The organism is Kitasatospora sp. NPDC048545 (assembly GCF_040651155.1).
Classification (GTDB): Bacteria; Actinomycetota; Actinomycetes; order Streptomycetales; family Streptomycetaceae; genus Kitasatospora.
Map to the genome: position 1 here is coordinate 46,503 of NZ_JBEZIQ010000055.1, position 20,003 is coordinate 66,505.

General features: G+C 72.2%; 19 protein-coding genes. 14 read left to right on the forward strand and 5 right to left on the reverse strand.

What is annotated here, in order from left to right:
* Positions 1-240 precede the first annotated feature (240 nt).
* The 4 genes from tilS (at position 241) to folE (ending at position 4,991) form a co-directional block, all read left to right on the forward strand.
* Positions 241-1,368 carry a tRNA lysidine(34) synthetase TilS gene (gene tilS, locus AB0D10_RS36380; protein ID WP_360264073.1) on the forward strand — a complete coding sequence of 376 codons (1,128 nt, stop codon included), beginning with the start codon at positions 241-243 and terminating at the stop codon, positions 1,366-1,368.
* Positions 1,369-1,440: 72 nt separating this feature from the next.
* Entirely contained in the window at positions 1,441-1,995 is a 555-nt protein-coding gene (hpt, locus tag AB0D10_RS36385) for a hypoxanthine phosphoribosyltransferase (protein ID WP_030059589.1), read from the forward strand.
* Between the two features lie 228 nt (positions 1,996-2,223).
* Positions 2,224-4,278 carry an ATP-dependent zinc metalloprotease FtsH gene (gene ftsH / locus AB0D10_RS36390; RefSeq protein ID WP_360264076.1) on the forward strand — a complete coding sequence of 685 codons (2,055 nt, stop codon included), beginning with the start codon at positions 2,224-2,226 and terminating at the stop codon, positions 4,276-4,278.
* Between the two features lie 107 nt (positions 4,279-4,385).
* Positions 4,386-4,991, forward strand: coding sequence for a GTP cyclohydrolase I FolE (gene folE, locus AB0D10_RS36395; protein WP_329883966.1), 606 nt, complete (start codon positions 4,386-4,388; stop codon positions 4,989-4,991).
* Positions 4,992-5,017: 26 nt separating this feature from the next.
* On the opposite strand, the gene AB0D10_RS36400 is transcribed toward folE, so the two are convergent.
* Together AB0D10_RS36400 and AB0D10_RS36405 are read right to left on the reverse strand one after the other, a co-directional pair.
* A complete protein-coding gene (locus AB0D10_RS36400) occupies positions 5,018-5,806 on the reverse strand; it encodes a ferritin-like domain-containing protein (RefSeq protein WP_360264079.1) in 789 nt (262 codons plus the stop codon).
* A 118-nt stretch (positions 5,807-5,924) separates the two neighbouring features.
* Positions 5,925-7,079: an alpha/beta hydrolase-fold protein gene (locus AB0D10_RS36405; protein ID WP_360264082.1), complete on the reverse strand. Its 1,155-nt coding sequence runs from the start codon at positions 7,077-7,079 to the stop codon at positions 5,925-5,927.
* Positions 7,080-7,458: 379 nt separating this feature from the next.
* On the opposite strand from AB0D10_RS36405, the gene AB0D10_RS36410 reads away from it, so the two are divergent.
* From AB0D10_RS36410 to AB0D10_RS36440, 7 genes are all read left to right on the forward strand, one after another.
* Entirely contained in the window at positions 7,459-9,300 is a 1,842-nt protein-coding gene (locus AB0D10_RS36410; RefSeq protein ID WP_360264085.1) for a phosphatidylglycerol lysyltransferase domain-containing protein, read from the forward strand.
* Positions 9,301-9,377: 77 nt separating this feature from the next.
* Complete coding sequence (gene folP / locus AB0D10_RS36415) at positions 9,378-10,259, forward strand: dihydropteroate synthase (RefSeq protein ID WP_360264088.1); 882 nt, start codon at positions 9,378-9,380, stop codon at positions 10,257-10,259.
* A 28-nt stretch (positions 10,260-10,287) separates the two neighbouring features.
* Complete coding sequence (locus tag AB0D10_RS36420; protein ID WP_360264090.1) at positions 10,288-10,767, forward strand: nuclear transport factor 2 family protein; 480 nt, start codon at positions 10,288-10,290, stop codon at positions 10,765-10,767.
* Positions 10,768-11,014: 247 nt separating this feature from the next.
* Positions 11,015-11,374: a dihydroneopterin aldolase gene (folB, locus tag AB0D10_RS36425; protein ID WP_030059580.1), complete on the forward strand. Its 360-nt coding sequence runs from the start codon at positions 11,015-11,017 to the stop codon at positions 11,372-11,374.
* A 120-nt stretch (positions 11,375-11,494) separates the two neighbouring features.
* Positions 11,495-12,094: a 2-amino-4-hydroxy-6-hydroxymethyldihydropteridine diphosphokinase gene (gene folK, locus AB0D10_RS36430; RefSeq protein WP_360264092.1), complete on the forward strand. Its 600-nt coding sequence runs from the start codon at positions 11,495-11,497 to the stop codon at positions 12,092-12,094.
* A gap of 170 nt (positions 12,095-12,264) precedes the next feature.
* The gene (locus AB0D10_RS36435; protein ID WP_360264094.1) at positions 12,265-12,753 is read left to right on the forward strand and encodes a DUF3180 domain-containing protein; all 489 of its coding nucleotides are present in this window, start codon (positions 12,265-12,267) and stop codon (positions 12,751-12,753) included.
* A 122-nt stretch (positions 12,754-12,875) separates the two neighbouring features.
* Entirely contained in the window at positions 12,876-14,045 is a 1,170-nt protein-coding gene (locus AB0D10_RS36440) for a hypothetical protein (RefSeq protein WP_360264095.1), read from the forward strand.
* Between the two features lie 79 nt (positions 14,046-14,124).
* Here the strand turns inward: AB0D10_RS36440 and AB0D10_RS36445 are convergent, their stop codons facing one another.
* Together AB0D10_RS36445 and AB0D10_RS36450 are read right to left on the reverse strand one after the other, a co-directional pair.
* Positions 14,125-14,700 (reverse strand): TerD family protein, encoded by a 576-nt coding sequence (locus AB0D10_RS36445; RefSeq protein ID WP_360264097.1) that lies wholly within the window; start codon positions 14,698-14,700, stop codon positions 14,125-14,127.
* 135 nt (positions 14,701-14,835) lie between these two features.
* Positions 14,836-15,324, reverse strand: coding sequence for a hypothetical protein (locus tag AB0D10_RS36450; protein WP_360264100.1), 489 nt, complete (start codon positions 15,322-15,324; stop codon positions 14,836-14,838).
* A 111-nt stretch (positions 15,325-15,435) separates the two neighbouring features.
* Between AB0D10_RS36450 and arfB the strand changes: the two genes are divergently transcribed.
* Positions 15,436-15,870 (forward strand): alternative ribosome rescue aminoacyl-tRNA hydrolase ArfB, encoded by a 435-nt coding sequence (arfB, locus tag AB0D10_RS36455; RefSeq protein WP_360264103.1) that lies wholly within the window; start codon positions 15,436-15,438, stop codon positions 15,868-15,870.
* 1 nt (position 15,871) lies between these two features.
* Here arfB and AB0D10_RS36460 read toward each other — a convergent pair whose 3' ends face one another.
* Complete coding sequence (locus tag AB0D10_RS36460) at positions 15,872-16,399, reverse strand: flavin reductase family protein (protein ID WP_360264106.1); 528 nt, start codon at positions 16,397-16,399, stop codon at positions 15,872-15,874.
* 371 nt (positions 16,400-16,770) lie between these two features.
* Between AB0D10_RS36460 and AB0D10_RS36465 the strand changes: the two genes are divergently transcribed.
* Together AB0D10_RS36465 and AB0D10_RS36470 are read left to right on the forward strand one after the other, a co-directional pair.
* Positions 16,771-18,615, forward strand: a complete 1,845-nt coding sequence (locus AB0D10_RS36465; protein ID WP_360264109.1) for a diguanylate cyclase — start codon at positions 16,771-16,773, stop codon at positions 18,613-18,615.
* Positions 18,616-18,793: 178 nt separating this feature from the next.
* Complete coding sequence (locus AB0D10_RS36470; RefSeq protein WP_360264112.1) at positions 18,794-19,786, forward strand: hypothetical protein; 993 nt, start codon at positions 18,794-18,796, stop codon at positions 19,784-19,786.
* The last annotated feature ends 217 nt before the right edge of the window (positions 19,787-20,003 follow it).

Here is a 20,003-nt window from a genome sequence, read left to right on the forward strand (position 1 = left end):
AGCGGCGCGCGGCGGTCAAACCCGCTCGTACGAGTGGTCCAATCGGGCAGATGGCGAGTGAAGAAGCGTTTCTTCATTCACCCGAACGTGGGACGGTGGTCGTACCGGTGGCGCGGGTGGCGTAGCGGGTCGCGACTTTCTGCCACCATCTGTGAGCGCCCGGTAACAGGGTGCTCATGCAGGTGTGCGGTCCCCGCCGCCCGCCGCAGTCCTGTCCCCTCCGTCGAGGAGTCGTCCGCCGTGGGCCCTCACCCCGCCGTCGCCGCGATACGCCTGGCCGTTCGCCGCACGCTCACCGACCTCGCCGCCGAGGCCGGTTCCACCTTCACCGCGCCCGTGCGCGAGCCCCGCGAGCGCCCCGCCATGGCGCCGCTGGTGGGTGCCGCCGTCGGCACCACCCTGATCGGCAACGCCGCTCGCCACCCGTCCGGGTTGCCCCGCACCCCGGCCGCGCCCGGCTCGCCGCTGGTCCTGGTCGCCGTCAGCGGCGGTGCGGACTCCATGGCGCTGGCCATCGCCACCGCCTTCGAGGCCCCCAAGATCGGCCTGCGGGTCGGCGCCGTCACCATCGACCACGGCCTGCAGCCCGGCTCCGCCGAGCGCGCCGACCAGGTGGCCGACCGGCTGCGCTCGCTCGGCCTCGACCCGGTCGAGGCGGTCCCGGTCCGGGTCGGCCGCGCCGGCGGCCCGGAGGCCGCGGCCCGGGACGCCCGCTACGCGGCCCTGGATGAGGCCGCCGAGCGTCACGGCGCGATCGCCGTGCTGCTCGGCCACACCCGGGACGACCAGGCCGAGACCGTGCTGCTGGGCCTGGCCCGCGGTTCGGGCGCCCGCTCGCTGGCCGGGATGCCGGCCCAGAAGGGCCGCTACCGCCGCCCCCTGCTGGAACTGGACCGGGCCGCCACCCGGCAGGCCTGCTCCGCGCAGTCGATCCCGGTCTGGGACGACCCGCACAACTGTGATCCCGCCTACACCCGCTCCCGGGTCCGCCACGAGGTGCTGCCGGTGCTGGAGAAGCACCTGGGCGGCGGCGTGGTCGAGGCGCTGGCCCGCACCGCCCGGCTGTTCCGCGACGACGCCGACGCCCTCGACCAGTGGGCCTCTCTGGCCGAACGCGACCTCCGTACGGGCGAAGGCACCCTGGACGCCGTCAAACTGGCCGAACTCCCGCCGGCCGTCCGGCGCCGGGTGCTCCGTCGGGCCGCGCTGCGGGCGGGCTGTCCGGCCGGGGACCTGTTCGCCCGGCACCTGGAGACGATCGACCTGCTGGTCACCGGATGGCGGGGCCAGGGGCCGCTGCACCTACCCGGGGGCGTCGAGGCCACCCGCAGGTGTGGCACGCTGGTCTTCCGGCGGCAGGGTGACTGACGGGCGAGGCACGCCCCTGGGGGAGCCGGCCGCCGGCCACACAGACCCCGAACGTTTGAGGACGTATCCCCGGTGGACCAGAACGACATGGGCGCTGACCTCGCGAAGGTGCTCATCAGCAAGGACGAGATCGACGCCAAGCTCCTGGAGCTTGCCGAGCGCATCGACCGGGACTACGCAGGCAAGGACCTGCTGATCGTCGGCGTCCTCAAGGGTGCCGTGATGGTCATGGCCGACCTCGCCCGGGCCCTGCACTCGCAGGTCACCATGGACTGGATGGCCGTCTCCTCGTACGGGATGGGCACCAAGTCCTCCGGCGTGGTGCGGATCCTGAAGGACCTGGACACCGACATCGCCGGCCGTGACGTCCTGATCGTCGAGGACATCATCGACTCCGGTCTGACGCTGTCCTGGCTGCTGGGCAACCTGGGGTCGCGCGGCCCGGCCTCGCTGGAGGTCTGCACCCTGCTGCGCAAGCCGGACGCGGCCAAGGTCGAGATCGACGTGAAGTACGTCGGTTTCGACATTCCGAACGAGTTCGTGGTCGGCTACGGCCTGGACTACGCGGAGAAGCTGCGTAACCTCCCCTTCATCGGCACCCTCGCCCCGCACGTCTACGGCGGCTGAGGGCCCGTTCGGGTTATGGGCGGGAACAGTAGGTTGTTCCCGCCCGTTGGACCGGGGGGACCAAAGAACCACAGCCGTGTCGCCGCGCTCCCGCCATGGGTGGGTCCGACTGCGGTACGGTCCAATAAACCGCTCTTCACATGAGCACCGATTCGGATTGCGCCGCGGCCCACAGCCACCCGGCGCCGTTGAGTGGCAGGAGGGACGGGGCGGCAACGCCCCGCATGGATGGACGTCAAGCGATACTTCCGTGCGCCGATCATGTGGATCGTGCTGGCCGTCCTCGCCGTCATCGTCTTGATGCAGGTCGTTTCGGACTCGAACGGCTACAAGACGGTGGACACCGGCCAGGTCGTCGCGGCGATCGACGCGCACAACGTCAAGTCGGCGCAGATCACCACCGGTGACTCGAACACGATCAAGATCCAGTTGAAGGACGGCGCAACGCTGCCCACCGCCGGTACGGGCAAGACCCCGTCCGGTACCAAGTTCCAGGCCTCGTACATCGGCGACCAGGGTGTCGCGATCGCCGACAAGCTGCAGGCCCAGATCAACGACAAGGACGCGAGCACGCTCGCCGAGGGCTACACCGTCAGCCCGGAGAAGCAGAGCACCTTCGTCAGCCTGCTGCTGTCGATGCTGCCGATCGTGATCATCGTCCTGGTCTTCCTGTTCCTGATGAACCAGATGCAGGGCGGCGGTTCCCGCGTCATGCAGTTCGGCAAGTCCAAGGCCAAGCTGCTCACCAAGGACACCCCGAAGACCACCTTCTCCGACGTCGCAGGCGCGGACGAGGCGGTCGAGGAGCTCCACGAGATCAAGGAGTTCCTGCAGGAGCCGGCCAAGTTCCAGGCCGTCGGCGCCAAGATCCCCAAGGGCGTGCTGCTCTACGGCCCGCCCGGTACCGGCAAGACCCTGCTGGCGCGTGCCGTCGCGGGCGAGGCCGGGGTGCCGTTCTACTCCATCTCCGGCTCGGACTTCGTCGAGATGTTCGTCGGTGTCGGCGCCAGCCGCGTCCGCGACCTCTTCGAGCAGGCCAAGGCGAACGCCCCGGCGATCGTCTTCGTCGACGAGATCGACGCCGTCGGTCGGCACCGCGGTGCGGGTCTCGGCGGCGGCCACGACGAGCGCGAGCAGACCCTCAACCAGTTGCTGGTCGAGATGGACGGCTTCGACGTCAAGGGCGGCGTGATCCTGATCGCCGCGACCAACCGCCCCGACATCCTGGACCCGGCGCTGCTGCGCCCGGGCCGCTTCGACCGCCAGATCGCGGTGGAGCGCCCCGACCTCCAGGGCCGGCTGGACATCCTCAAGGTGCACCAGAAGGGCAAGCCGATCGCGCCCGACGTCGACCTGTCGGCCGTCGCCAAGCGCACCCCCGGCTTCACCGGTGCCGACCTGTCGAACGTCCTCAACGAGGCGGCGCTGCTGACCGCCCGTTCGGACAAGAAGCTGATCGACAACGGCATCCTGGACGAGGCGATCGACCGCGTCGTGGCGGGTCCGCAGAAGCGCACGCGGATCATGTCCGACAAGGAGAAGAAGATCACCGCGTACCACGAGGGCGGTCACGCCCTCGTCGCGGCGGCCTGCCAGTACAGCGACCCGGTGCACAAGATCACCATCCTGTCCCGCGGCCGGGCCCTCGGCTACACCATGGTGCTGCCGGACGAGGACAAGTACTCCACCACCCGCAACGAGATGCTCGACCAGCTCGCCTACATGCTGGGCGGGCGCGCGGCGGAGGAGCTGGTCTTCCACGACCCGACCACCGGTGCCTCGAACGACATCGAGAAGGCCACCGCCACGGCGCGGGCCATGGTCACCCAGTACGGCATGACCGAGCGTCTGGGCGCGATCAAGTTCGGGTCGGACAACTCGGAGCCGTTCCTGGGCCGTGAGATGGGCCACCAGCGCGACTACTCGGAAGAGGTCGCCGCGCTGGTCGACGAAGAGGTCAAGAAGCTCATCGAGAGCGCGCACAACGAGGCCTGGGAGATCCTGGTCGAGAACCGCGACGTGCTCGACAACCTGGTGCTGGAGCTCCTGGAGAAGGAGACCCTGAACAAGGAGCAGATCGCCGAGGTCTTCGCCCCGATCGTCAAGCGTCCGGCCCGGCCGGCGTGGACGGGTTCCACCCGTCGTACGCCGTCCACCCGGCCGCCGGTGCAGTCCCCGAAGGAGCTGGCGCTCACCAACGGCGCCGCTGCCGGGGAGGCCGCTCCGGTCGACGTCGTGAAGCTCCCGCCGCTGCCGGCGGCCGAGCCGCCGGTCGAGGGCTGATCCCGGTCCCGTAGGGAATGGATGCCGCGTCACCAGGGTTTGTACCCTGGAGGCGCGGCATCCGTGCTGTTCAGCCAGAGTCTTCCCCACATGTAAGCGAGGCCCGCATGATCGACCCGGTGACGCTCGACGGTCCGCCCGCCGTCGGGACCTTCGACCAGAAGCGGGCCGAGAACGCCATTCGCGAGCTGCTGCTCGCCGTGGGGGAGGACCCGGACCGCGAGGGCCTGCTGGAGACCCCGGCCCGGGTCGCGCGCGCCTACAAGGAGATATTCGCGGGCCTGTGGCAGGAGCCCGAGGAGGTCCTGACGACGACCTTCGACCTCGGCCACGACGAGATGGTGCTGGTCAAGGACATCGAGCTGACCTCGGTTTGCGAGCACCACCTGGTGCCGTTCCGGGGCGTGGCGCACGTCGGGTACATCCCGTCCACCAGCGGCAAGATCACCGGGCTCTCCAAGCTCGCCCGGCTGGTCGACGTCTACGCCCGCCGCCCGCAGGTGCAGGAGCGGCTGACCAGCCAGGTGGCGGACGCGCTGATGCGCATCCTGGAGCCCCGCGGGGCGATCGTCGTGGTCGAGTGCGAGCACATGTGCATGTCGATGCGAGGCATCCGAAAGCCCGGCGCCAAGACCATCACCTCGTGCGTGCGCGGCCAGCTGCGTGACCCGGCCACCCGGGCCGAGGCGATGAGCCTCATCATCGGCCGGTAGCCGGACGGCGCCGGAGAACGAACGGCTCAGGGCACCTCGTGCTCCGCGTGCGGCGGAGCCGGGGTGCCCAGTGCGTTGCGGCGCTCGGGCATCCGCAGCGTGACCATCCGGCGCCAGCCGTAGGCGCGGTCGTACAGGTAGAGCGCGTGCACCCCGAGGGTGACCACGGCCAGCTGCCAGCGCGGCCAGCGCAGGATCCGGGCCATCCGGGCGGCGACCGCCAGGCCGACGTCCCGGTGGGTGCGGATCTCGCCGCGGGCGCTGGTCTCCAGGGTGTGCCGGATGTACGGGCCGTGGCCCTCGGCCCGCAGCCGCAGCAGCTCCTCGTGGCAGTACGCGAGGTGGTTGTCCTCGTCGGCGGAGATCATCCGCATCGCCCGGCCGATCTCGGGGTTGTCCGCGTACACCTTGACCAGCTGGCGCATCTGCTCGGCGGCGCGCTGCTCGGTGACCCGGCTGTGCGCGAGGTAGGTGATGATCTCGCGGTCGGTCAGCGGGACGTCGCTGTTCAGCCGTTCGTGGGAGAGACCGACGCCCTGGCGCTCCAGCAGCATGCAGTAGTCGGCCTCGTCCGGGACGGGCACCTTGGGCAGGCCGCGCTTGTTCAGCAGCTGGGTGAAGATCCGGCCGTGCTTGCGCTCGTCCGCGCCGTGCCGGGCGACCTTCGGGGCCAGGACCGGGTCGCGGGTGAGGGTGGTGATCCGCTCGTTCTCCCAGCCGCCCTGGTCCTCGCCGCCCGCCGCGATGCTGCAGAAGAGCTGGTACGCCTGGTCGTTCCGGTAGATCTCGTCGAAGAGGGATCGGGTGCTCAGCAAGGCGCCTCCTGCGCGGATCCGGGGCGGCGCCCGCCGAGGGCGGCGGGCGGACGGCCGCGATACGTTCCCCCGAGCCGTCGGCCGAACGATCCGACCGGCGGGTAATCACTCACACGCGCTAGCCGAGGTGGGTGCCCAGCCATTCGAGCGAGGCGGGCAGCTCCTTGATCCAGCTGTCGATGTTGTGCCCGCCGTCGTCCAGGTAGAGCGAGTCGACCTTGAACTGCGGGTTGGCCGCCGCTACCTGGGTGGCCTGGTCGACGAACTGGATGGTCTGCGGGTAGTCCGACTCCTTGCGGGTGGACACCACCAGCACGTTGAGCGGCGGCACCGGCAGGTTCTGCAGGCGCCAGCCGAGGTCGTGCTGCTGGGCCAGCGCCTTGTCGCCGCTGAAGAGGTCGCCGCCGGTGTAGCCGTCCTGGCGCACGGTGAAGTCGCCGTGCAGGCTGGCCGCGCTGCCGAAGACGTTCGGGAAGCGCATCGCCAGGCGCAGCGCGCAGCTGCCCCCGGTGGAGTAGCCGAAGGTGGCCCAGGAGCCGGCGGTGCGGCCGACCCGGTAGGTGGCGAGGACGGCCTCGGGCACGTCCTTGGCGAACCAGGCCTCGGTGCGCGGCCCGCCGGGGACGTCCACGCACTCGGTGTCCCGGGACGGGACCACGCCGGGGCGGACCATCACCACGACGGTCGGCGGCATCTTGCCGGAGCGCTGCAGCTCGTACGCGGACTGCGGGAGGGACAGGTCCTTGACCAGGTTCAGTGCCGTGCCCGGATAGCCGGCGATGGCCAGCAGGACGGGGAAGCGGACCAGGGCGAACTTCGGGTCGAAGTACTCGGGCGGCAGGTAGACGAACATCTGGTCGGAGAAACCCGTCTCCTTGCCGCTGACCTGGACCGACTCGACCTTGCCGACCTCCTCGGGGGTGCCCTTCGGCAGGTTGGTGACGGTCTCCAGTCCGCCCTCGGTGGTCGGCTGGATCAGCGCGTCGGCGACCGGGGTGCCGCCCTTGTGGTTCTCGTTGCTGGTCAGCGCGAGCTTGGCGCCGCTGTGGCCGAGCAGGTCGTCCCAGGAGGTGTAGAACCCGAACGAGTTGTTCACCGACAGCGCGAGTACGGCCACGATCGACACTTGAACGACCGTCAGCAGGCCGATCCGGCCGAGCACCGGCAGCGGCCGCTGCCGGCCCAGCCGGGGCCAGACCCACAGGGTGGTGACCAGGGCCGCGGTTCCGAGTGCGAGCAGCGAGTTCATCAGAGCGTCGCTGGTCAGTTCCATGCGGTCGGCCTTCCGGTGGGACACTGTCGGGGCAGGCTCATCGTCTGGCGGCCCGTCAGGTGGGGCCACCGCAGCTAGGCTGTCCGGGCGCCCGCGAGGGGGCCGGGAGGGCGGGGGAAGTCGCAGGCAACCGGCACCCTAGAATGCGGCGTCCACCGTACGTAACGCGTCCCGGGGGGTCCTGCCGCGCCACGCTGCGGCGTTCCCCCGACTCCCGCCACCGGCTCAACCCCGCAGCGCGTCCACGGCCCCGGTTTACCGACCGTTTCCGGATCCTTGGCATGCGCATTGCCTGATGAAGGAATAGGCATGAAGGTCCATCACGCGTCCTCCCCCGGAGTGACCGGACACCGCACCGCAGCCTCTACGCTGAGCTTCCATGAGCGTTCCCGTGTCCGTTGAGCCGAGCCCCGAGCAGCCGCCGCGCCGTCGCCGCGGCCTGCAGACGCTGCGTACCCAGGCAGCCGCTGTTCCGAGGGCCTGGCTCCCGGGCGCGGTCGGCTACGCCTGTCTGCTGATCGGGCTGCTGGACATCGCCAGCGCGGTGTTCCCCAAGCTCCGGCACACCAGGGTGCACAGCTTCGCCGGGCAGCTGCCCGGCGGCACCACCAGCCTGGCCGCGGTCGGCACGCTGATGGTCGGCATCCTGCTGGTGCCGCTCGCCCACGCGCTGCGCCGGCGCAAGCGGCGAGCCTGGCGGGTGGTCTGCGTGCTGCTGCCGGTCAGCGCGGCGCTGCACATCGTGCGGTGGCACCAGATCGGTCCGGCGGTCGTGTCGCTGGCGGTCCTCGCGGTGATGCTGCTGCACCGGCGCGAGTTCTACGCCAAGGCCGACCCGCGCACCCGCTGGCGGGCGGTGGCCAACCTGGTCGTCATGGGCGTCCTCAGCGTGCTGCTCGGCCTGCTGATCGTGAGCACCCGGTCCAAGTACGAGATCGGGCACCCGGGTCTGGCCGAGCGCCTGGAGCACGTCGGGTACGGGCTGTTCGGCTTCGAGGGCCCGGTCCGCTACACCAACATCCGGATGTCCGACCTGGTCGCCTACCTGCTGGGCGGGCTGGGCCTGCTGACCGCCTTCACCACCGCCTACCTGGCGCTGCGCCCGGGCAAGCCCAAGCCCGAGCTCACCGAGGAGGACGAGGAGAAGGTCCGCGCGCTGCTGGCGCGGCACGGCGAGCGCGACTCGCTGGGCTACTTCGCGCTGCGCCGCGACAAGAGCGTGCTGTTCTCGCCCACCGGCAAGGCCGCGATCTCCTACCGGGTGGTCTCCGGCGTGATGCTGGCCTCCGGCGACCCGGTCGGCGACGTCGAGGCCTGGCCGGGCGCGATCAAGGTGTTCATGACCGAGGCGCGCGAGCACGCCTGGGTGCCGGCCGTGATGGGCTGCAGCGAGGTCGGCGGCGAGGTCTGGACCCGGGAGGCGGGCCTGGACGCGCTGGAGCTGGGCGACGAGGCGATCGTCGACACCGCCGCCTTCTCGCTCGCCGGCCGCGCCATGCGCAACGTCCGGCAGATGGTCAAGCGCATCGAGCGCAACGGCTACTCCTGCAAGGTGCGCCGGGTCTCCGAGCTCACCGCCGAGGAGAAGTACCGGATCGCCGACGCCGCCGCCCGCTGGCGCGGGACCGACACCGAGCGCGGCTTCTCGATGGCGCTGGGCCGCTTCGGCGACCCGCTGGACGACGACTGCGTGGTGGTCACCGCCCACAAGGAGCCGGAGGAGGGCGAGGGCGGCGACGACCTGAAGGCCGTGCTGCACTTCGTGCCCTGGGGGCCGGACGGCATCTCGCTGGAGCTGATGCGCCGCGACCGCGCCGCCGACCCCGGCCTGAACGAGCTGCTGATCGTCGCTGCACTGCAGGCGGTGCCCGCGCTGGGCGTCCGCCGGGTGTCGCTCAACTTCGCGATGTTCCGCTCGGCACTGGCCCGCGGCGAGCGGATCGGCGCGGGCCCGGTGCTGCGCGCCTGGCGCGGACTGCTGGTGTTCCTGTCGCGCTGGTTCCAGATCGAGTCGCTGTACAAGTTCAATGCCAAGTTCCAGCCCGAGTGGGAGCCGCGCTTCCTGGTCTTCCCGAACACCCGGGACCTGCCGCGGATCGGCTTCGCCGCGATGCAGGCGGAGGCCTTCATCACCCTCGGCATGCCGCGCTTCGGCCGCAAGCGCCAGCGCCAGGGCCTGATGCCGGTCCCGTCGACCCGCGACGTCACCGAGGCCGCCTGAGCGGCTCCGGTGCTCCGGACAGCGCCCCCGCCGGGATTCCCCGGCGGGGGCTCCGTTCGTTTTCGGCGCGTTCGATAATGGACAGCATGAGCGATTCGCCGTCCTTCTCCCTCCCGGCCGGTCTGCCGCGACTGGAACGCTGCGCCGTCATGGGCGTGGTCAACGTCACGCCCGACTCCTTCTCCGACGGCGGGCTCTGGCACGACCCCGCCAAGGCGATCGCGCACGGGCTGGCCCTGCGCGCCCGCGGCGCGGACCTGGTGGACGTCGGTGGCGAGTCCACCCGGCCCGGCTCGCAGCGGGTGCCCGAGGAGGAGGAGCTGCGCCGGGTGGTCCCGGTGGTGCGCGAGCTCGCCGACGCCGGCGTGATGGTCTCCGTCGACACCATGCGGGCCTCGGTCGCCGAGCGGGCCGTGGAGGCCGGCGCGGTGGTCGTCAACGACGTCTCCGGCGGGCTGGCGGACCCGGCGATGGCCCGGGTGGTCGCCGAGACCGGCGCGCCCTTCGTGGTGATGCACTGGCGCGGGCAGTCCGCCGACATGCAGCGGATGGCCGTCTACGACGACGTGGTGCGGGACGTGGTCGCCGAGCTGACCGACCGGGTGGATGCGCTGCTGGCCGCCGGGGTCAAGGAGGACCAGCTGATCCTCGACCCGGGGCTCGGCTTCGCCAAGACCCCCGAGCACAACTGGGCGCTGCTCGGACGGCTGGACGCGCTCACCGCGCTCGGCCGTCCCGTCCTCGTGGCCGCTTCGCGCAAGCGGTTCCTGGGTACGCTGCTCGCCGACCCGGCAACCGGGGAACTGCGCCCGGCCCGGGAGCGCGACGACGCGACGGCCGCGGTGTCGGTGCTGTCGGCCCGGGCCGGAGCCTGGGCGGTGCGGGTGCACGACGTGTCCGGCACGGCGGACGCCGTCCGGGTGGTCGCGGCATGGCAGCGCGCGGCGCGGTTGGGGTGAGGGAGGGTCTGTGACAGGTGACGGCAGGTTGAGCGGTGGCACGGCCGGACGGGCCCGCGAGGCGGACCTGGAGGCCGTGCTGGCGGCGAACCGGGCACTCTACGAGGCGCTGGAACGGGGGGACCTGGAGGCGGTCGAGGAGGCCTGGCTGGGGGCCGCGGACGCCGACGACAAGGGCGGCGTGGTGTGCGTGCACCCCGGCTGGCCGGTGCTGCGCGGACGGGCCCAGGTGACCCGTTCGTACATGCTGATCATGATGAACACGGAGTACATCCAGTTCTTCCTGACCGACGTCGAGGCCGAGGTCCACGGTGATGTGGCCCTTGTCACGTGCACCGAGAACATCCTGTCCGGCGGCGAGGCGGAGGAGGAGGGCGAACTCGGACCGCTGGTCGGCGGAAAGGTCGTGTCGACCAATCTGTTCCGTCGTACCCCGGCCGGGTGGAAGCTCTGGTCCCACCACGGTTCACCCGTTCTGACCAGCGGCGACGAGGACGACGAGGACTGATTCCGGCAACTGCGCAAATGTGGTGGCGGTGCGCCTCCCGGGAATTCCCGAGTGGTCACCGAACGTTCACGTCAATCGCCGTTCAGGTGCGCGTGGCGTCGTTTCCTGCCGGGTAGGACGGTCAGGCGTTGTCCGTGCTCACGGGTAGATTCGAAACGGAGTGGCGGGCGTGCTGCCCGCCTTCGCCCTGCCCGTCCATGCCTTTCTCCGGGTGGGGCCCGTCCGACTGGGAGCAGTGATTCGTTTGCTGGACCGCGTCACCCTGCGGGGGCTGCGAGCCCGGGGCCACCACGGCGTCTTCGAGCGCGAGCGCGTCGAGGGCCAGACCTTCGTGGTCGACCTCGTGCTGTACCTGGACACCCGCCCCGCCGCGTCCGGAGACGACCTCACCCGCACGGCGCACTACGGCATCGTGGCCGAGGAGGTCACCGCGATCATCGCCGGGGAGCCGGTCGACCTGATCGAGACCCTGGCCCAGCGCATCGCCGACCAGTGTCTCAAGCACGAAGCGGTCGAGGAGGTCGAGGTCACCGTGCACAAGCCGGACGCCCCGATCACCGTGCCGTTCGACGACGTGACCGTGACCATCCACCGGGGCCGCGCATGACTGCCGCTGCGCGCCCGGTACTCGATGTAGAGGACTATCCCCGATGAGTGAGCGAAGCGAGCGAATGATCAAGAGGCACGCACGGGCGAATGCCTCTGCCGAGCGAAGCGAGGCGGGCGCATGAGCACCAGCGACCCGACCGCCACGCCGAACGCGTTCGACCTGGAGAGCCGGGTGGACTCCGCCGACACCACCCTGCACAGCCAGCGCTGCGCGGTGATCGCGCTCGGCAGCAACCTGGGCAACCGGCTGGACACCCTGCAGGGCGCCGTCGACGCGCTCGCCGACACCCCGGGGCTGAAGATCAAGGCCGTCTCCGCGGTCTACGAGACCGAGGCCGTCGGTGGCCCCGAGGAACAGCCCAACTACTACAACGCGGTCGTCGTGCTGCGGACCTCGCTCCCCCCGCGGGACCTGCTGGAGCGCGGCAACGCGATCGAGGACGCCTTCGGGCGGGTGCGGACCGTGCACTGGGGCCCGCGCACCCTGGACGTCGACATCCTGGCCTACGAGGGCGAGGTCAGCGACGACCCGCAGCTGCTGCTGCCGCACCCCCGCTCGCATGAGCGGGCCTTCGTGCTGGCCCCCTGGCTGGACGCGCAGCCGGAGGCCGAGGTGCCCGGGCGTGGGCGGGTCGACGTGCTGCTGGACGCGCTCGGCGGCCCGGGCGCGCAGGGTGTGATCCGCCGCGAGGACATCCGGCTGACGCTGCCGGAGTAGTCCCCGGGGCCGTTGATCAGGGAACTCGACCGGGGGCCCGGCCGTACCAGTAGGTGTCCGCCGTTCGCGCGGGTGTCCGCCCGGCCGGGCCCGGTACGGTGGCCTGGCGCCGCCCCGCCGGGTCTCCGGGCGGCCGGCCGTTCTGGTACCCCGGGAAGGACCTCCTCCGAGTGAAGCTGCTTCGCCTCCGTCTGCTGATCGGCATCACCGCCGCCACGACGGCGCTGTCCTGGGCCGGCTCCAAGCTGTGGGCCTCCCTGGACACGCTGCCGGCGGTGCCGGGCGCGGCGCCGGTGGTGCTGGCGGCGGTGGCGGTGGTCCTGCTGGCGACCGCGCTGTCGCTGCGGTCCCGGCTGAAGGCGGTGCGCGAGCGCCAGCCCGGCGCCAAGGGCGTCGACCCGCTGCTGGCGGCCCGGGCGCTGGTGCTGGGGCAGGCCAGCGCGCTGGTCTCGGCGGTGGTCACCGGCATCTACGCGGGCGCCGGGATCTACCTGCTGGGGGAGCTGGACGTGTCGGCCCGCAAGGACCAGGCTGTCACGGCCGGGTTCGCGGTGCTGGCGGGGGTCGCGGTGATCGCCGCGGCGCTCTGGCTCCAGCATGTCTGCAAGTTGCCGGAGAACCACGACGGCCCTAGTGGTCCGGCGGCTTCCCACCGCTGAGCAGGTCCCTTTTCGTGATCTTGAGTGAAAACCCGGGCACGTGCGGTAAAAACCGCCCCCTGTCAAGGGCGGAAGGGGACCCTGGGCTGACAGAGCCCCAATTCGCACGCTAGTTTCTTGGCATGTCTCGCGGACGCCACCGTCATTCCTCCGTCCTCGGCCGGGTGTTTCCCCCCACCGCCGCCGGCGTACTGCTGGTAGCCGCTCTGGCCGCTCTGCTTTTCAGTCAGGACACCATCCTGGTGCGCTCGGTGGGCATCGCGGCGCTGATCGCGACGCTCGGCTTCGCGCTGTTGCTGCGTCAGCGGGACAAGGCGGCCCGGGCGGCCGCCGAGATGTCCGCGGCGCAGCGCATGCGGGCCGAGGAGCGGTTCGAGGAGCAGCTGGCGGAGGCCGAGTACGCGGCGGAGGTCGCCGAGGAGCGGGCCACCCGGTTCGGGCGGCGGCTGACGGCGGAGAAGTCGCGCCTGGCGAAGGCGGAGACCGAGATCGCCCGGCTGCTGCGGGAGCGGGCCGTGACGGTGGCCGAGCAGGCGCTCAAGGAGGCCGAGGCGGCCCAGCGGGCGCTCGCCGCGAGCCGTCCCAAGTACCCGGCCAGTCCGGCCGCGTACGTGCGCGCGGCGGCCGTGCTGCGGCTGCTGGAGCGCCGCGCGGCCGAGCAGGAGGAGCGGCGGGCCCGTACGGCGGGTGCCGAGGTCGCGCTGCGGGCGCGCACCGCCCCGGTCGCCCAGGCCGCGCCGGTGGCCGTGCCGGTGGCCGTGCCCTCGTCGGTGCCCGCCCCGGTGGCGCCCGCGGTGCCCGCCCCGGCCCCCGCGCCGGAGGCGAAGTCGCCGGTGCGGCCCGCGCCGGTGCGCCCGGCGCTGACGGCGACGGTCGGTCAGCTCGGCGGGACGCAGGCCGTTCCGGCCGCGGCGCCCGTACCGGTGGAGCGGCACCGGCCGCGGCCGGTGCAGTCCGGGCAGGTGCGCGGGCAGGGCTTCAGCTTCTTCGGTCGCGGTTCGGGCGCGCCGGTGCGCCCGGCGGCCCCGGCGCCGGCGGTGGGCAGCGTCGCCGAGCTGGGGGAGCGGACGGACCTGGCGGACGTGGTGGGCGACGAGGCGGTGGCTGCGAAGGCCGAGGCCGAGGCCCGGGCGGCGGAGTCGGCCGCGGTGCGGGACGAGGCGCGGGAGCCGCAGGCGGCCGAGCGGGCGCAGTCGGACGGGTCGCAGCAGGACGGGCCGACCGTGGTGGACCTGACGCCGGAGGACGAGACCGAGCTGATCCAGCTGCCGGAGCTGCGCGCCTCGCGCTGACCCGGGCGGACGACGAACGCCGCGGCGCGGGGAGCCGGAGGACCGGCTCCCCGCGCCGCGGCGTCGTCCGGGGGGTGCGTCAGATCTGGACGCCGAAGTCCTGGGCGATGCCCGCCAGGCCGGAGGCGTAGCCCTGGCCGACGGCGCGGAACTTCCACTCGGCGCCGTTGCGGTACAGCTCGCCGAAGATCATCGCGGTCTCGGTGGCCGCGTCCTCGGAGAGGTCGTAGCGGGCGATCTCGGCGCCGCCGGTGGCGTTCACCACGCGGATGTAGGCGTTGCGGACCTGGCCGAAGCTCTGGCCGCGGGCGGTTCCGTCGTAGATGGTGACCGGGAAGGTGATCTTGACGGCCTCGGCCGGGAGGCCGGCCAGGTTGACGTTGAGCGACTCGTCGTCGCCCGCGCCCTCGCCGGTGCGGTTGTCGCCGGTGTGCACGACGGTGTTGTCCGGCGTGCTGGTGTTGTTGAAGAAGACGAAGTGGGCGTTGGAGAGCACCTTGCCGTCCGCGTTCAGGACGATCGCGCTGGCGTCGAGGTCGAATTCGGCGCCGGTCGTGGTGCGGACGTCCCAGCCCAGGCCGACGGTGACCGCGGACAGGCCGGGGGCCTCCTTGGTCAGCGAGACGTTGCCACCCTTGGAGAGGCTCACTGGCATGACGATTGCAGTCCCTTCGTTCGCTTCGTGCGCTTTTTCCCGGGACAACGCAATACTCCGGCGGCTTGGTTCCGCAGGTGCCGTGAATTCTTCGTGGGGGCGAATGCCGGGGCAAAGCGGCGGCAAAGAGAGGTGTCAGACGCGGCGGAACCGGCCCTGCAGCGACCAGATGTTCGGGTTGTCGGCCAGGTCGGGGTGCATGTCGAACAGGTCGGCGAGGGTGTCCTGGAGGAAGTCCCGGGCCTCGCGCCGCAGGTCGCTGTGGCGGATCACGGCGGGCGGCTCGTCGGGCAGCCAGGTCGCGGTGACCTCGACCCAGTTGAAGCGGCGGGCGAAGCGCAGCAGTTCGGTGTTCTGGGTGAAGTCCAGGTCGGCGGTCTGCACCCGGGCGGCCCGGCTGCCGTCCGGGTCGCGGTCCAGGTGCTCGGCGATGTCGCACAGCGCCCAGGCGAAGTCGAGCACCGGTACCCAGCCCCACGCGGTGGACAGCTCGGCGCCCTCGGCGTCCAGGTAGACGTCGCCGCAGAACAGGTCGTACCGCAGGGCGTGCACGGACGCGGTGCGGTAGTCCGTCTGCGGGGGGTCGGGGAAGCGGTTGGAGAGGGAGTAGCCGAGCTCGATCACGTACGCCATTGTCGGGGCTCGCGGCGCTCGCGGGTAACCGGGTGCCGGTCGGCGGCGAGGGGCCGCGGATAACCTGGTGACCGGGCGGGTCGGGCGCGGGATGATGGGCGTATGCCCGAGCCCATCCGCGTACGGGGGTCGGTGGTCGTTCCCGACGCCGAGCTCGTCTGGCGCTTCTCGCGTTCCTCCGGCCCCGGCGGCCAGCACGTCAACACCTCCGACTCCAAGGTCGAGCTGCGCTTCGACCTGGCCTCCACCAGGGCGCTTCCCGAGGTGTGGCGCGAGCGTGCGCTGGAGCGGCTGGCCGGCCGGCTCGTGGACGGCCGGGTGCTGGTGATCCAGGCCTCGGAGTTCCGTTCGCAGTGGCGCAACCGCGAGGCGGCCGGGGCCAGGCTGTCGGCGGTGCTGACCGAGGCGTGCGCACCGCCGCCGAAGTCCCGGCGGGCGACCAAGCCGAGCCGGGGGATGGTCGAGCGCCGGCTGTTCACCAAGCGGCACCGCTCCGAGGTGAAGCAGGGGCGCCGCCCGCCGCGGGGCGGCGAGTAGCTCAGCCCAGGGTGCGGTAGCCGCCGCGGAAGTAGAGCAGCGGGCGGCCGCCGGGGTCGGGCACCGTGGCCTCCAGGACGCGGCCGAGCAGCAGGGTGTGGTCACCCGCGGGTATCCGCTGCTCGGTGCGGCACTCGACGGTGGCCAGCGCACCCTCGATCAGCGGGGCGCCGGTGTGCGGGCCGCGGTGGTGCGGGGTGTCCGCGAACAGCAGGCGGTCGCTGAGCCGGCCCTTCATGGCGAAGCGCGAGCCGATCGTCTTCTGCCCCTCCGTCAGCACCGAGACCGCCCAGGTGTCGACCCGGGAGAGCACCTCGTCCGTCCGGGAGTCCTCGCGGACCGAGATCAGCACCAGCGGTGGCTCCAGCGACACGGAGAGGAAGGACGTGGCCGTCATGCCGATGTCCTCGCCGTCCTCCGGGTCGTGGACGGTCACCAGGCTCACGCCGGCGGCGAGCTGGGAGAGTGCTGCCCGGAACTCGTCGGGCGTGGCGTGGGGGGCAGCTTCGGGCTGCGGCGACGGGTACACGTACCGCACGGTAGTCGTCACCCGCGGGAAACGGCATCGGGCCATGGTCGTAGGACCGGCGGTGTGCCGGGGGTGTCGCGGCCGTTGTCCGGACTCACTCGCAGGGGTGAAGTCGGCGGACCGGCGGATGCAGCGGGCTTCAGCTCCGGGCCGCCGAGGTCGACCAGGAAAAAGGCCCTGATAGCGCTTTATGTCCCGCTATGGGGCGGATGAGCTGATTAAGGGTGCATTAGTGTCGTGTGATTTAAGTCACAAGTGGCGGCCTATTGCTGACCGAGCGTGCCGAACGTTGTGCTCCCTGTGATTCAGTTCTTCTGGCAATCGGACGATAACCAATCAAGAACTATCCGAAGCAGCCGGGGAGCCCCCGCATGGAAGCCGAGTCGGAGCCGTACGTCCGTCTCGCGACCCTCCGCACCTTGCACCGGGTCGTGGCGGACCTCAACGCTGCCCGCAGCCTCGCGGGCACGCTGCAGGCCGTCGTCGAGGGCGCGGTGCACGGGCTCGGCTTCGACGCCGCCGCGGTCAGCCTGGTCCGGCCCGACGGCGACCTCGTGGTGGCGGCCGTCTGGGAGCTGGAGGAGAGCCCGATGGGCGGCCCCTCCGTGCTGCTCGGCCAGGTCGGCTCACGGGAGTCCTGGGACCGACTGCTCGGCGTCAGCGACCACTGGGGCACCCTGCGCTTCCTGCCGTACGACCGCGGCTGGGCCGTCGCCAGCGACATCCCGCGCTGGATCGGGGACGGCACGCTGCCCGTGTACGCCAACGACTGGCACCCCGCCGACGGGCTGCTCGCCCCGATGTACAGCGCCGGCGGCGACCTGCTCGGCGTGCTCTCGGTGGACCGCCCGCGCAGCGGCAAACGGCCCGGGGCCTGGACCCGCGAGGCCCTGGAGATGTTCTCGCTGCAGGCCTCCATCGCGATCGGCAACGCCCGGCTGCGGGCCGAGATGCAGCGCGCGCTGGCGCGGCTGGAGAAGGAGCAGCAGGCGCTGCGGGCCAGCGAGGAGAGCTTCCGCCAGGCCTTCGAGTACGCGCCCAGCGGGATGGCCATCACCGAGCTGCACGGCGCCGGGCGCGGCCAGCTCACCCGGGTCAACGACGCGCTCTGCCGACTGCTCGGCCGCCCCCGTGCGGTGCTGCGCCAGCAGAGCTTCGCCGACCTCGTCCACCCCGAGGACCGCGCCCTGCTGGAGCGCACCAGCGCGGAGAGCGGCCGGGCGGAGCTGCGGCTGTCCCGGCGGGACGGCGGCTACCAGTGGGTCTGCCTGCGCAACTCGATCGTGGCGGACGCGGCCGAGGGGCCGAGCTTCCTGCTCACCCACGTCGAGGACATCGAGGACCGCAAGCGGCACGAGTTCCAGCTCGCCCACCGGGCCAGCCACGACGCGCTCACCGGGCTGCCCAACGGTGCCGAGCTCAAGGCGCGGCTGGCCCGCCGGCTCTGTTCCCAGCCGCAGCCGGTCGGCGCCGCGGCCGGCCCGGCCGGTCCGGTCGAGGCGGCCTACCCCCCGCCGTACGGCTACCCGGCCGGTCCGGTCTCGGCGGCCTACCCTCCGCCGTACGGCTACCCGGCGGACTCCTACAGCGCGCACGCGGCGCACGACGGCCTGGAGGGCGCGGACCCGTACGCCGGGGCCGTGCACGGCTACGGGCTGCCCGAGGGCGGTCCGCCGCCGGGGATCGGCCCGGGCTACGGGGAGCACGTGCACGCCGTGGTCCCGGCCGACCACGGGCCGGGCGGCGAGGCCTGGTCCGCGCCGTTCCGCTCCGGCGGCGCGGCCGTGCCGGACAAGGGGCTCGCGGTGCTCTTCTGCGACCTGGACGGATTCAAGTCGATCAACGACCGCTTCGGCCACAACGCGGGCGACGCGGTGCTGGTCGAGGTCGCGCGGCGGCTGAGCCAGGCCGTCCGGGACGGCGACACGGTGGCCCGGCTCGGCGGTGACGAGTTCGTGGTGCTGGCCGACGGCATCGGTCGCGAGGAGGCCAAGGACCTCGCCCACCGGCTGCGCAACGCGATCATCCCGCCGATGCGGATCGACGGACGGGCGATGCGGGTCGGGGTGAGCCTCGGGATCGGCTGGGCCGGCTGCGGCATGAGCATCGAGGAGGTGCTGCACACCGCGGACGAACGGATGTACGACGAGAAGCGGGCGCGCGGCGGGGCCGTGCGCGGGGCGCGCGGAGAGCGCTCGCACCGGCGCGCGGGCTGAGACCGGACGCGGACGGACGACACCGCCGCGCGCGCCCCCCTGGCCGGGTTACCCGCGAGTTGTCAAGGGTTCTTTTCCCGCCGTCACACAGGACAGGTAGGGTTCCCGGTACGACAGCGTCCACGATCTGCGCCGCCCGCAGCCCGGCGGCGCGCACCGGATGGGGGAACAGACCACCGTGACGACCGCCGGCAGCAACGGAGTGCCCGAGGGCCAGGGGGGCGGTGCCCCGCAGGACGACGACCCGTTCGGCTACCTCTACCGTCCGGCCGACGGCTCCACCGGGCAGCCGGCCGAGCCGCAGCAGGGTGTCCCCCGCACGTCGTACAACCGGCCGATGGAGGTCGGGCGCGCCCAGTACGGCTACGGCTACCCGCCGCGGGCGCAGCAGCAGTACGGCCAGTCGGGCACGCCGCAGGGGTACCCGGGCGGTCAGCCGCAGGCCCCGTACGGTCAGCCCGGCGTGCCGCAGCAGCCGGGCGAGTACGGCGCCCCGCCCACCCAGCAGACCCGCTACGCCGAGCACTCCCGCCCGCAGCCGGGTGACGAGCGGCCGAGCAGCGGCCGGAGCAAGGGCGCGGTGATCGGCGCGGTCGCCGTGGTCGCGGCCATCGCGATCGGTGCCGGGATAGCGCTGTCCACGGGCGGCCAGGAGGGCGACAAGACCGGCAAGGGCGGCGCCGCCACCACCGCCGCGCCGGGCCCCACCACCCCGGGCCCGACCGGCACCACGGCCGGAGCCTCCCCCTCGTCGAGCGCCACCGTGATCTCCGGCCCGTCGACCGTGGACGCGAGCCAGTTGCAGGCGCAGAACGCGCCGTCCGGCAACACCGTCAAGGGCGCCAAGTCGACGGACGGCAGCTACCTGACCCTCCAGCCGGGCGGTTCGGTGACCTGGTCCGGCGACGTCGCCGCGGCCGGTTCGTACAAGCTGACCGTCCACTACAACTACCTGGGCCCGGACATCAAGGGCGCGGCTGCGGTGAACGGCAAGGACTGGCCGTCCGGGATGACCTACAAGGTCTACGGTCCGGCCCCCAAGGACCAGAACTCCGCCTGGTACACGACGTGGATACTGCCGCAGTTCGCGGCCGGGCCGAACTCGGTGACGTTCACGGTGCCCTCAGGGGCGGTCCTGATCGACCAGGTCACCATCGAGCCCGGCGGCTGAGCCGCCGCCCGTCGCCGACGCACCACGGCCGCCCGTCCCCGTCCGGGGGAGGGCGGCCGTCGTCGTTCCGCGGTACGGCGGTCAGGCGGGCTTGACGGTGGAGAAGCCGTCGGCGCCCAGGACCCAGCGGCCGCGGCGCATCACGGCGACCAGGTCGTAGGTCCCGGAGTCGACCACGACGAGGTCGGCGAGCTTGCCGGTCTCCAGCGAGCCGACG

Coding starts and splice junctions, on each gene's coding strand:
- ftsH (WP_360264076.1), top strand. CDS start 2,224: ATGGACGTCAAGCGATACTTCCGTGCGCCGATCATGTGGATCGTGCTG.
- folE (WP_329883966.1), top strand. CDS start 4,386: ATGATCGACCCGGTGACGCTCGACGGTCCGCCCGCCGTCGGGACCTTC.
- AB0D10_RS36405 (WP_360264082.1), bottom strand. CDS start 7,079: ATGGAACTGACCAGCGACGCTCTGATGAACTCGCTGCTCGCACTCGGA.
- AB0D10_RS36410 (WP_360264085.1), top strand. CDS start 7,459: ATGAGCGTTCCCGTGTCCGTTGAGCCGAGCCCCGAGCAGCCGCCGCGC.
- folP (WP_360264088.1), top strand. CDS start 9,378: ATGGACAGCATGAGCGATTCGCCGTCCTTCTCCCTCCCGGCCGGTCTG.
- folK (WP_360264092.1), top strand. CDS start 11,495: ATGAGCACCAGCGACCCGACCGCCACGCCGAACGCGTTCGACCTGGAG.
- AB0D10_RS36440 (WP_360264095.1), top strand. CDS start 12,876: ATGTCTCGCGGACGCCACCGTCATTCCTCCGTCCTCGGCCGGGTGTTT.
- AB0D10_RS36445 (WP_360264097.1), bottom strand. CDS start 14,700: ATGCCAGTGAGCCTCTCCAAGGGTGGCAACGTCTCGCTGACCAAGGAG.
- arfB (WP_360264103.1), top strand. CDS start 15,436: ATGCCCGAGCCCATCCGCGTACGGGGGTCGGTGGTCGTTCCCGACGCC.
- AB0D10_RS36465 (WP_360264109.1), top strand. CDS start 16,771: ATGGAAGCCGAGTCGGAGCCGTACGTCCGTCTCGCGACCCTCCGCACC.